This window comes from Epibacterium sp. MM17-32 (assembly GCF_022348205.1).
In the GTDB taxonomy this organism is placed as follows: domain Bacteria; phylum Pseudomonadota; class Alphaproteobacteria; order Rhodobacterales; family Rhodobacteraceae; genus Epibacterium.
Genome location: NZ_JAKRFC010000031.1, coordinates 1 through 9,926, shown reverse-complemented (window position 1 = coordinate 9,926; position 9,926 = coordinate 1). Strand labels below are relative to the sequence as shown.

General features: G+C 58.3%; 15 protein-coding genes. 12 read left to right on the top strand and 3 right to left on the bottom strand.

What is annotated here, in order from left to right:
- The 4 genes from MHM88_RS22950 to MHM88_RS22935 all read left to right on the top strand — a co-directional run.
- Positions 1 to 414 (top strand): hypothetical protein (locus tag MHM88_RS22950; RefSeq protein WP_239369289.1); only part of this gene is annotated, 414 nt, incomplete at its 5' end.
- The gene (locus MHM88_RS22945) at positions 411 to 644 is read left to right on the top strand and encodes a hypothetical protein (protein WP_239369287.1); all 234 of its coding nucleotides are present in this window, start codon (positions 411 to 413) and stop codon (positions 642 to 644) included. The genes MHM88_RS22950 and MHM88_RS22945, both read left to right, overlap by 4 nt.
- Before the next feature lie 409 nt (positions 645 to 1,053).
- Positions 1,054 to 1,374 carry an HNH endonuclease gene (locus MHM88_RS22940; protein WP_239369285.1) on the top strand — a complete coding sequence of 107 codons (321 nt, stop codon included), beginning with the start codon at positions 1,054 to 1,056 and terminating at the stop codon, positions 1,372 to 1,374.
- Between the two features lie 66 nt (positions 1,375 to 1,440).
- Positions 1,441 to 3,105, top strand: coding sequence for a terminase large subunit (locus MHM88_RS22935; protein WP_239369283.1), 1,665 nt, complete (start codon positions 1,441 to 1,443; stop codon positions 3,103 to 3,105).
- Positions 3,106 to 3,110: 5 nt separating this feature from the next.
- Here MHM88_RS22935 and MHM88_RS22930 read toward each other — a convergent pair whose 3' ends face one another.
- From MHM88_RS22930 to MHM88_RS22920, 3 genes are read right to left on the bottom strand one after another with little or no spacing between them, the layout of a single operon-like run.
- Complete coding sequence (locus MHM88_RS22930) at positions 3,111 to 3,365, bottom strand: hypothetical protein (RefSeq protein WP_239369281.1); 255 nt, start codon at positions 3,363 to 3,365, stop codon at positions 3,111 to 3,113.
- Positions 3,366 to 3,389: 24 nt separating this feature from the next.
- A complete protein-coding gene (locus tag MHM88_RS22925) occupies positions 3,390 to 3,653 on the bottom strand; it encodes a hypothetical protein (protein WP_239369279.1) in 264 nt (87 codons plus the stop codon).
- 3 nt (positions 3,654 to 3,656) lie between these two features.
- Positions 3,657 to 3,863 (bottom strand): helix-turn-helix transcriptional regulator, encoded by a 207-nt coding sequence (locus MHM88_RS22920; RefSeq protein WP_239369291.1) that lies wholly within the window; start codon positions 3,861 to 3,863, stop codon positions 3,657 to 3,659.
- A gap of 180 nt (positions 3,864 to 4,043) precedes the next feature.
- On the opposite strand from MHM88_RS22920, the gene MHM88_RS22915 reads away from it, so the two are divergent.
- The 8 genes from MHM88_RS22915 to MHM88_RS22880 all read left to right on the top strand — a co-directional run bounded on the left by MHM88_RS22915 (position 4,044) and on the right by MHM88_RS22880 (position 9,786).
- A complete protein-coding gene (locus MHM88_RS22915; RefSeq protein ID WP_239369277.1) occupies positions 4,044 to 4,421 on the top strand; it encodes a hypothetical protein in 378 nt (125 codons plus the stop codon).
- An 81-nt stretch (positions 4,422 to 4,502) separates the two neighbouring features.
- Positions 4,503 to 5,102, top strand: a complete 600-nt coding sequence (locus MHM88_RS22910) for a hypothetical protein (protein ID WP_239369275.1) — start codon at positions 4,503 to 4,505, stop codon at positions 5,100 to 5,102.
- 82 nt (positions 5,103 to 5,184) lie between these two features.
- Complete coding sequence (locus MHM88_RS22905; RefSeq protein ID WP_239369273.1) at positions 5,185 to 6,423, top strand: phage major capsid protein; 1,239 nt, start codon at positions 5,185 to 5,187, stop codon at positions 6,421 to 6,423.
- Positions 6,423 to 6,728 (top strand): head-tail connector protein, encoded by a 306-nt coding sequence (locus MHM88_RS22900; RefSeq protein ID WP_239369271.1) that lies wholly within the window; start codon positions 6,423 to 6,425, stop codon positions 6,726 to 6,728. Before MHM88_RS22905 ends, MHM88_RS22900 begins: the two co-directional genes overlap by 1 nt.
- Positions 6,728 to 7,255 (top strand): HK97 family phage prohead protease, encoded by a 528-nt coding sequence (locus MHM88_RS22895; RefSeq protein WP_239369269.1) that lies wholly within the window; start codon positions 6,728 to 6,730, stop codon positions 7,253 to 7,255. The genes MHM88_RS22900 and MHM88_RS22895 overlap by 1 nt, the downstream gene beginning before the upstream one ends.
- Positions 7,252 to 8,466, top strand: coding sequence for a phage portal protein (locus MHM88_RS22890; RefSeq protein ID WP_239369267.1), 1,215 nt, complete (start codon positions 7,252 to 7,254; stop codon positions 8,464 to 8,466). Before MHM88_RS22895 ends, MHM88_RS22890 begins: the two co-directional genes overlap by 4 nt.
- Positions 8,459 to 8,695: a hypothetical protein gene (locus MHM88_RS22885; protein WP_065324584.1), complete on the top strand. Its 237-nt coding sequence runs from the start codon at positions 8,459 to 8,461 to the stop codon at positions 8,693 to 8,695. Before MHM88_RS22890 ends, MHM88_RS22885 begins: the two co-directional genes overlap by 8 nt.
- 2 nt (positions 8,696 to 8,697) lie before the next feature.
- Complete coding sequence (locus MHM88_RS22880; RefSeq protein WP_239369265.1) at positions 8,698 to 9,786, top strand: tyrosine-type recombinase/integrase; 1,089 nt, start codon at positions 8,698 to 8,700, stop codon at positions 9,784 to 9,786.
- Positions 9,787 to 9,926: the final 140 nt, after the last annotated feature.

The window sequence follows — 9,926 nt, the reverse complement described above, 5'->3', positions numbered from 1 at the left end:
TGGTGCCCGGGGGCGGAATCGAACCACCGACACGAGGATTTTCAATCCGGCACCAATGCTGCAAAATTAAATGGTTGTGGCAAACCGCAGTGTCAAACCCACTACGGGAAATCAAATGCTTACAAGGCATTTGTCAAACCCAAAACCGGCGCTGACAAAGCCAAAAACACCCGCTCCGCAATGTCGCGTTTTGCCAAAGATGGGCACAAGCGCGTGTGTCGCTGCCTTGGCTATGCGCTGACGCTCGCAACGCCCAAGGCTTGGGTGGATCTGTCGGTCATTCTCACCGTGCGCCTGAGCAAAGCAGAGCGTGCTGGCTTGGCCTATGCCGCCCTCATCAGCATGGATGCAGACGACGCGCATGACGTTGCCTCTCTGGCCCTGTTCGGCACGAGCCGTGGAGGGAGCCAGTGACGCAGCGCTGCCTTGATCATCTGCTGTTCTACATGCCCCGGCTGTCGCGCACCGCCGGGAGCGCATGGGAACGCCAGTTTGCCGCCAACATGGCCCGCCGCGCCCGGTGGAAGAACTGGACCCCCACACAGAAGCAGTTGGAGGTCATGCAAGGCATGGTCGCCAGTCTCTTCGATGATGACCCTCAAGACGTAATCGAGATCGAGAAAGAAGGCCCCAGCGCCGCCTGATTGGCGCTGTCGATGCGTGGACGGTTCAGACGGTGGCACGCACCGAAACACTTGGCACACCACGGGGTGGGGACACAGGCCAAAGCGCAGCCCGAAAGGTCGAAGCGCGTCCCCCGGCGTCAATCCAAGCGCCGCAAGTAGCGACTGAGCCTCCGGCATGGATCGTCGGGACTGGAGGCGCCTGAAAGCGATGGGTCGGCTCCGTTGAGCAGGATCTTCACGCTGAAGGCTAGGGACCAGCTCGGCCAGCTTGGCCGGGGCTGGTCGCCCTATGCCTTCTGCTCCGGGTCTCACCATTGAGCAGTAGGGACTTGGTGCAACGTTAGAGAATATAGAGAGAGAGCAGCAATGAACGATAACTGGAAAAAACTGAGCGACATCATCAAGGCAATGCGGGACGGGCAGAGCGATGAATAAATGGCCCTACTGCACCAGCACATGGAAGCGGCTGCGCCTTGTGAAGCTGGATGAAAGCCCGCTGTGCTTTGCCTGCCAGCAACGTGGCCAAGTGGTCGAAGCCACAACCGTCGATCACATCAAGCCCATCAGCCAAGGCGGTGATCCATTCCCCGAACTGTCCGGCCTCATGTCTCTGTGCGAACGCTGCCACAACGAGAAAACCTCCGGCTTTGATCGCACCAAAGGCAACGCAACCGGACGCCGCTTCAAAGGCTGTGACGCGAACGGCAACCCGATAGATCCTGCCGATGGGTGGTGGGGGCACTCTTAATCACGAGAACCGAACACCCCGAAACCGGTGGGGAAGTCACGTAAATACTTAATTAGGTTATAAAAAATGGGACAACGAGGCAAAGGCGCAAAACCAAAACTCGCGGTGATCGCGGACAACCCGCAGGGCAGCTTTGGCTTTGCCGCGAGTGAGGTTTCCCCGCTCCGCACCGTCCTGCCATGGGAACACCCCGGTCTGAGTCGCGTGGAGCGCGTCATCGCGTTTCTGGAGGATCTGCCGATCACGCAAGGGAGCCTCGCCGGAACCAAGCTCCAGGTGCGCGACTGGCAGCGCGAATTCCTCGAAGCGATCTATACCGAGGATGCAGACGGTCTGCGCCCGGTGCGCACGGCGGTTCTGTCTATGGCGCGCAAGAACGGCAAAACCCAGCTGGTGGCCGGTCTGGGTCTTTGCCACCTTCTGGGGCCAGAAGCCGAGAGCCGGGGCGAGGTCTACGCCGCAGCAAACGACAAGGCGCAGGCGGGCAAGACCTTCTCAGAAATGGTCGCTATCCTCGATGAACACCCGGAACTGGACGCCCGCGTGAACGTGGTGAAGTTCAGCAAGCGCATCGAGGTTCTGTCCGGTCAGGGCAAGGGCTCGATCTTCCAAGCCCTCTCTGCCGACGCCAGCACAAAACAGGGCCTCTCTCCCAGCTTCACCATCTACGACGAGCTCGGCACCGCTCCCAAGCGCGACCTGTATGAAGCGCTCGACACGGCCATGGGTGCGCGCGCCAACCCGCTCCTGTGCGTCATCAGCACCCAAGCCGCCGATGACCATGCCGTTATGTCTGAACTGGTGGACTACGGCCACAAGGTGAACTCTGGCGAGGTCGATGATCCCAGCTTTCATATGACGTTCTACGGGGCCGACGCCAATGATGACCCGTGGATCGAGGACACTTGGCATAAGGCAAACCCGGCCCTTGGGGACTTCCGCTCTCTGGACGATGTGAGGCGGCAGGCAGGGCAAGCGCAGCGGATGCCCTCAAAGGAGCAAGCGTTTCGCAACCTGATCCTGAACCAGCGTGTGGACGCCCATGTGCGTTTCCTCGCCAAGGCGGAATGGGATTCCAACGCGGGGACGGTGGATTTCAAGGCGCTGGAGGGGCGGCAATGTTGGGGCGGGCTGGATCTGTCGCAATCGCGCGACCTGACTGCCTTTGTCCTGGTCTTTCCCGATGGGGCTGGCGATTTTGATCTGCTGCCCCGGTTCTTCCTGCCTGAGCAGGGCATCCGCGAGAAATCAGAACAGGACCGGGTGCCTTATGACCTCTGGGCGCGTCAGGGCTTTCTGACCCTCATTCCCGGCCCGGTGGTCGATCCGTCCTTTGTGGCCGAGGCGATTGCCGATGCCTGCCTGACCTATGATGTGCAGATGATCGCCTACGACCGTTGGCGCATCGAGGATCTGAAACGCGAGCTGGGCAAGATGGGGGCAGAACCGCCGCTGGAACCCTTCGGGCAGGGCTTCCGCGATATGGCCCCTGCCGTGGACCGGCTGGAGCGTGCGGTGGCCGAGGCGCGCCTGCGCCACGCGTCCAACCCGGTGCTGACCTATTGTGCGGCCAATGCAGTGGTGGAAATGGACCCGGCAGGCAACAGGAAGCTGGACAAGGGCAAATCAAGCGGGCGCATTGATGGGATCGTGGCGCTGGCTATGGCCTTGGCGATTGTGGACCGCGAAGGCAATGATGATTTGCCCCTGTGTTTGGCTGAGTTGTTGTGAAACGCCTACAAATTAGCGTCTTCCGGATCGTTGAGCCATTTATCCATGTTCTCGGAGAACTGCTTTTTGAACGTTTCGTGAGTTTTCAAATCCACTGCTGAGTCAAAGAGCGGAGACATCGTGTTGATGATCGTTCCGTCTTCAAACTTGACCAAATTTCCGTCTACTGCTGTGACTGTCTGATTTCCGGTAACCCGACCATAACCGTCAGAGTCAGTTTCAATCGTAGATATTTGATATGTCTTACCTATTTCAAACACGCCTGGTCTCCAATGATGAAAGGTTTATCTGGCTTCTTTCGGCACGGACCATCCATGCATCTCTTCAGACAGGCAGAATCGGAGATCATCCGATGTCATTGCCTTGACAACTGATGGGAGCCAGTTGTGTTTCTGCACGAGATAGTAATGTACAGCATCAATTCCACTCAGGCTCTTATAACTTTCGCGAGATGCAAGGTGATCGCCAAAAACATAGAGGTAGTAGGCCAAACTTGCCCTAGCTTTCTCACCTTCGTGCACCGCCGAATATAGGTCTTCTGTACTCATTGGTTAGCCTTTCTTTTTTGTCCTAACACCCGGACCTCCGCCATTCTCAGGTATGAATTCAATTCCCTCACGCTCAAATGCGATACGGATTATGTCAATAGTAGATTGCTTTAGTTCCTCGCCTCTCTCTAACCGGGAAATGGTGTTTGGCGAGACACCAGCACGCTCGGCAAGTTCTCGAATACCTATGCCGGTAGCTGCGCGGGCCATTTTACACTGCGTGGCGTTCATTTGGTAGCCCCTGCTACTTTTTTGTGTTGACTGCATTAGGACCAAACTGGTAGCCCTGTTACCATTATAGCAAATTCGGAGAACCGAACAATGCCCAAAGAACGCGTTTGCGCGACCGGTCGCGCTTTGTCTCGTCGCAGCCTGATCGCTGGCTTGCCCATGGCCGGTGCGCTAGCCTCACTTCCCGATCTCTCAGTGGCGGCCGCGATTGACCCGGTAGTCCCGCACTATCGCGAGTGGAATAGTGCAACCACCGAGTGGCTGCGCCTGTCGCACATGCCCGGCAATGGGGATTGGGAATGGCCCGAAAGCCTTGCGGCAGAGTCTCGCGCCGAAGTGGCTTTGCGCAACATGGTGGCGCACACCCCGACAACGCCCGAGGGCGTCGCGGCCTGCACCCACGCAGTTTGGCGCCTGATCGGCCCAGGTTGCGCCCCTTCGACACCGGATTTCCAGCGTGAGTTGGCGTTGCCCGAGTTCAAGCTGCTGGCCGCGATCTGGCGCGCTACTGGCGGCGAGGGAGCTTATCCCGCATAGATGTTTGTTCGCTGTGATATCCTAGTTGCGAAATGCGCACCTAGCTTGACTTGCGCTCTAGGTGTGTATTACACATGAAGAATGAAACAGGGTAAATTCATATCTGCAATCAGCGATGCTTACCGAATCCCCCAGGGGACGGTGCGTTTGTACGTACGTGAATTGAATAAGGCGGGCCTACTCACCACCGGCGCGCATGGCGTGAACGCACCAGATATGACACCGCTCGATGCAGCGCGCGTCACCATTGCAATTCTAGGAACGGACAAGCCGACTCACGCAGCGCAGGCCGTTGAAACCTACGGAAACCTTGGCGTGAACCGCTTCTATAACCAAGGAGATCTTCCCCCGTTTGCGACTGATGAAGATTACTGCTTCGTGCTTGAGGAAATCCTTGAGGAGATCTTTGGCTTTCAATCGTCTGCGGTCATCAACTTGACCTCAGTGGAAGTGTGCCGCGAAGAACTCCAAGCAACCATTACCTATGGATACAGGAACCTTACGCACCATGGCGGCTTCAATGGGACGGTTGTCTTTGATGCCGATTATGAAACGAACCGCGAACTTATGGCGAGCGGATTGGACCGGGGCAAGCAAACCATTGCCCGCTTAAAATCTGGCGACATTCAAGACATCGCGGCTCGCATCACTCAGCACCTATCTGGAGCGCCTGTCGAATAGAATTAAAACGGGCCAGCGCGGCACTAGTTTGGCGACCGGACCGCGCTGGCCTTCCACCTCAATCCCTATGGAAGGAACCAAGATGTCCTCTCTTAACCTGCGTGAACTGCAAGAGTCACGCGGCAATAAGATTGCCGAAATGAACACCATCCACGACAAGGCCGCGAAGGAGAACCGCGACCTGTCGGGCGAAGAGCGCAAGCGCTTTGATGATCTGGATGCCGAAGTGCGCAGCCTCAACAGCCGTTTGACGGACGCGCAGAAGCTCGCAGAGTTCGAGCGGATGGAAGCCCGCGGCGATACCCTGCACCAGGACACGGAAGCTCGCCGCTCGCTGGAGGGCTATTCTGTCCGCAAGGCGCTGATCGAAGCCCGCTCTGGCCACCTGTCCGGCGTCGAAGCTGAATGGCACCAGGAACTTGCGAAAGACCGGGGTGAGGTCCGGGGCGTGATGGTCCCGACCGAGATCCTTTTGGGCGGTGAGACCCGCGCTCTGACCTCCGCCGGGACTGCTGGCAACATGATCCAGACCGATCTGGCCACCATGACCGACCGTCGCCGCGCCGCGCTCAAGGTAGAGGGCATGGGCGCAACCGTTCTGCGCGGTCTGACCGGCAACCTCGAACTGCCTCGCCTTATCGGGTCCGGTGCGGCGGGTTGGGTGTCTGAGCACACCAACAGCAATCGCAGCGATGCCACGTTTGCCAAGAAAGACATGGGGCCGAAAACGGTCACGGCGGAATATGAACTGTCCCGGCGTATGTTGTTGCAGTCCAATCAGGCGCTGGAGCCGATCCTGCGCGCTGATTTAGCCTATCTGCTGGCACAGGCACTGGATAGCGCCGGCATCAAAGGCGGTGGCGCAGACGAGCCGACTGGCATCCTTGCAGACGCCAATGTGGTGTCTGTGCCGGGTGGCGCATTCTCCTCCGATATTACCGCCGATCTGATCGCCGCGCTGGAGACCGATGATGTGACCGGCTCCACCGGCTTTCTGACCAACAAGAAGGTGATGAACACGGCCCGCAAGATCAAGGACGGCGACGCGCGTACCATCCCGCTGTCTGAACTGTTCCACAATGAGCGCGTAGAAAGCTCGACGCAGGTGCCTGGCAACATCGGGGCCACCAATGACAAGAACGCCCTGATCTATGGCGAATGGGCGAGCCTCTACGTCGGCTATTGGTCTGGCGTGGATCTGATGGTGAACCCCTACCACAGCGACGTCGCCAGCAAGGGCGGCGCTATCCTGCATGCCTTCCTCGATGCGGATGTGGTGGTGCGCCACGCTGAGGGCTTCCGCTATGCGGAGATCGACTGATGATCACGGTGGACGAGGCCATTCTGCACATGAAGCTGAGTCGAGGCAGTTCATACGCCTCTTCTGAGGTGAACGCAGAAGTCGAAGGACAAATTGCAAAGCTCATTGAGGCGGCCAGCGACCACCTTGCATCTATTGATGTAGATGTATCCGCCGACCCGCTACCTCCAGCGCTTCATCAAGCGATGCTTATGCTCGTAGCTCACTTCTACAAACATCGCGGTGCGACTTCGCACGACAAAGTCTGGTTCACCCCTATCGGGGTGGATCGCCTTATTGCGCCGTACAAAAAGGTGAGCCTCTGATGGAAACGCGATTTCAGAACATTGAGTTACGGGCAAACGGGCGTCGTCTAACAGGGTACGCGGCCCTTTTCGGCTCTGAGGCGCGCATCGGGGGCGGCGTTGTTGAAACCATCGCCCCCGGTGCGTTTGCGCGCACCCTGACACAGCGTGCGGACATTCTGGCGCTGGTGGATCACGACCCCACCCGCGTGCTTGCCCGCACCCGTTCCGGCTCGCTGCGCCTGTCTGAGGACACGCGCGGCCTTGCCTTCGACTTGGATGTTCCGGACACGCAGGCGGGCCGGGATGTGCTGACCCTTGCCGAGCGTGGCGATCTGGGCGGGATGTCTTTCGGCTTTGAAGCCATTGATGAGCATGTAGACGGTGCGCGGCGTGAGCTGCGCGCCCTGGATCTTTTCGAAATCAGCGTTGTTGCAGCCTTCCCCGCTTATGAGGGCACCGTGATCAATGCCCGCTCTCATTTCGCAGGGCATCCGATGCGGGACGCCGCCGCCCGCCGCCTGCGCATTCTGGAGTTGCTGAAATGAGCATTCTTTCCCGCATTCTGGGGCGTGAGCAGCGCGAAACCGTAGCCACTTCTGACCCAAGCCTTGCTGAATTTCTGGGCCAGCGGGTCAATGGGGCAGGCTTTGTAGATCCGGCGCGCGCCTCTGGCCTGGCCGTGGCGCAAGCCTGTATTTCGGTGATTAGCCAGAACCTCGCCGCCATGCCGATGAACGTCTACGTGCGCAGTGGAAACGGTGGTCGCGAGCGGGCGACAAGCCACCCGCTGTATGGTGTTCTACACGACCAGTTCAACGCTCAGATGACCGCATTCGAAGGCCGCGAGTTTCTGCTGGTCTCTTTGCTCACCAACGGCAACGCCTATGCACGGATTGAGACGAACGCACGCGGCCAAGTGATTGCCCTTCACCCGCTGCACCCGTCGCTGGTAACGGTTGAACGCCTGCAAAATGGTCGCCTGCGCTACCGTGTGAGCGATGCCAAGGGCTTGTCACGCGCCCATCTGCAAGACGAGATCCTGCACCTGCGTTATCGTCTTGGCTCCGATGGGGTCATGGGTGTTTCGCCTATTCAGTTGGCGCGCGAGACATTCTCTCTGGCGCTGACACAGCAAGAGCAGGCTACACGGCAGGCAAGCCGCGCGTTTCGTGCCGAAGGGGCGCTGGTATTCCCTCAGTCTATCGGGGGCGAAAAGAAAGCCGGGGCTTTGGAGGCCCTGCGCGATCGCGTTGAGGGACAAGTCGATACATCCGGGATTTTGGTTCTCGACGGTGGCGTGGATTGGAAAAGCCTGTCCATCACAGCCAAGGACGCCGAGTTTCTGGACAGCCGCAAGCTCTCCAACATGGACGTCGCCCGCACCTTTAGCGTGCCGCCGACCGTCGTCGGTATCACCGACAACGCCACCTATTCGAACGTGGATGGCGAGAGCCGCGCGCTTGTTGTGCGCTGTCTTGCCCCCATGGCCCGCCGGGTTGAGCAAGCCATGAACGTGGCTCTCCTGACCGCAGAGGGGCGCAAGCGCTACTTTGTGGAGCATGATCTGGCGGGGCTTATGCGCGGCGATATGAAGGCGCGCTATGAGGCCTACCGTATCGGCCGCGAGTGGGGTTGGCTCAGCCCGAACGACATTCGCGCATGGGAAAACCTCAAGGACATCGAAGGCGGTCAGGAATACCTGTCGCCGCTCAATATGACCGTCTTGGGCAAACGTGAGGACCGTGAAGATGGGTAATGCAAACCTCAATATCAGTGTCATCGACAAGCGGATGCTCAAGCAGTCTGAGGCTGCGGATTACACCGGACTGCCTATCAAGCATTTCAAGACCACGTGCCCGGTCCAGCCATTGGAAATTCGCCCTGGCACCAATCTCTGGGACAAGCGCGATTTGGACAAGTGGATTGATGCAATGAAGGAAGGGACGGAACTGGCAACGCATGATGCCATTCTGGACAGGTTGTAAGAATGCGGGTTCGAGTAAAAGGCTTCAAGATCTTCGAGGATCGGCACGGGAAACCGCGTTGCTACCACCGCAAGACCGGACACAAGATTGATCTGGAAAAAGCCCCGCTTGGTTCGGCAGAGTTCTTTGCGGAGTGTACCCGCATCACCGCTCTTTCCGAGGCTATGAAGGCTCAAGCCCCTAAGCCGGGAACGCTTGGCGGGCTGGTCAGTGCCTATTTTCAGACCGAGCATTTTGGCAATCTCGCGGATGCCACGAAACGGGATTATCGCAAGTGTGCAGACTTCCTGCACCCGATCCGTGATACGCCTGTTTCCTCGATCACAACCCCTCTTGTTGCCGGTATCCACGACAAGGCAGCGGGCAAGATCGGGTGGCGCCGCGCCAATATGGTGCGCACATTTCTGAGCCAAGTGTTCCGGTATGCTGTGCCGAAAGGGTTGATTGACAAGGATTTTGCTGCGGGGGTCATTCCGAAGCCGCGTCCTAAAGATCGCCCGTATGCCAACCGCCCCTGGTCTGTGGCGGAACGGGCCGCTGTGCTGGATCGTGCTGCGCCTCATGTCCGGGTGGCTGTTGCTCTCATCATGAACACGGGCTTGGACCCATCTGATGCTCTCAAGCTGACCCGGAACCAGATCGAGGGCGATACGATTTGGGGTGTTCGTGGAAAGACAGCGCATGAAGTTGCAATTCCAATCGGCCCGACTCTGAAAGCGGCTCTGGACGCAGCGCCCGCACATGATGCGGTAACGATACTGGCAACGTCCACCGGCAGGCCGTGGACCTACAATGGCTTTTCGACCGTTTGGCACCGCTTCAAGAAGAAGCTGGAAGCCGAAGGCGTTGTGGAACCCGGCCTGACCCTCAAGGGGCTGCGGCATACCGTGGCGACGACGCTGCGCGAAGCTGGGCTGGAAGAGCGCCAGATTGCCGACCTACTGGGGCAGAAAACCCCGTCAATGGCTAGGCATTACTCAAGATCCGCGAACCTTGCAGATCGTAACCGGATCACGATGGAAACGCTGGAGCAAGAAAACGAACGGCGATCAAAAGTTGTCAAATCATTCACGAAAAACGTCAAACCATGAAAGGCTCAAATATGATTAGCCAACAAAATCAGGGTTTTGAATGGTGCCCGGGGGCGGAATCGAACCACCGACACGAGGATTTTCAATCCGGCACCAATGCTGCAAAATTAAATGGTTGTGGCAAACCGCAGTGTCAAACC

Excerpts from the sequence above, each read along its gene's own strand:
- MHM88_RS22940 (WP_239369285.1), top strand. The coding sequence starts at position 1,054 with ATGAATAAATGGCCCTACTGCACCAGCACATGGAAGCGGCTGCGCCTT.
- MHM88_RS22935 (WP_239369283.1), top strand. The coding sequence starts at position 1,441 with ATGGGACAACGAGGCAAAGGCGCAAAACCAAAACTCGCGGTGATCGCG.
- MHM88_RS22925 (WP_239369279.1), bottom strand. The coding sequence starts at position 3,653 with ATGAGTACAGAAGACCTATATTCGGCGGTGCACGAAGGTGAGAAAGCT.
- MHM88_RS22920 (WP_239369291.1), bottom strand. The coding sequence starts at position 3,863 with ATGGCCCGCGCAGCTACCGGCATAGGTATTCGAGAACTTGCCGAGCGT.
- MHM88_RS22915 (WP_239369277.1), top strand. The coding sequence starts at position 4,044 with ATGGCCGGTGCGCTAGCCTCACTTCCCGATCTCTCAGTGGCGGCCGCG.
- MHM88_RS22910 (WP_239369275.1), top strand. The coding sequence starts at position 4,503 with ATGAAACAGGGTAAATTCATATCTGCAATCAGCGATGCTTACCGAATC.
- MHM88_RS22905 (WP_239369273.1), top strand. The coding sequence starts at position 5,185 with ATGTCCTCTCTTAACCTGCGTGAACTGCAAGAGTCACGCGGCAATAAG.
- MHM88_RS22900 (WP_239369271.1), top strand. The coding sequence starts at position 6,423 with ATGATCACGGTGGACGAGGCCATTCTGCACATGAAGCTGAGTCGAGGC.
- MHM88_RS22895 (WP_239369269.1), top strand. The coding sequence starts at position 6,728 with ATGGAAACGCGATTTCAGAACATTGAGTTACGGGCAAACGGGCGTCGT.
- MHM88_RS22890 (WP_239369267.1), top strand. The coding sequence starts at position 7,252 with ATGAGCATTCTTTCCCGCATTCTGGGGCGTGAGCAGCGCGAAACCGTA.
- MHM88_RS22885 (WP_065324584.1), top strand. The coding sequence starts at position 8,459 with ATGGGTAATGCAAACCTCAATATCAGTGTCATCGACAAGCGGATGCTC.
- MHM88_RS22880 (WP_239369265.1), top strand. The coding sequence starts at position 8,698 with ATGCGGGTTCGAGTAAAAGGCTTCAAGATCTTCGAGGATCGGCACGGG.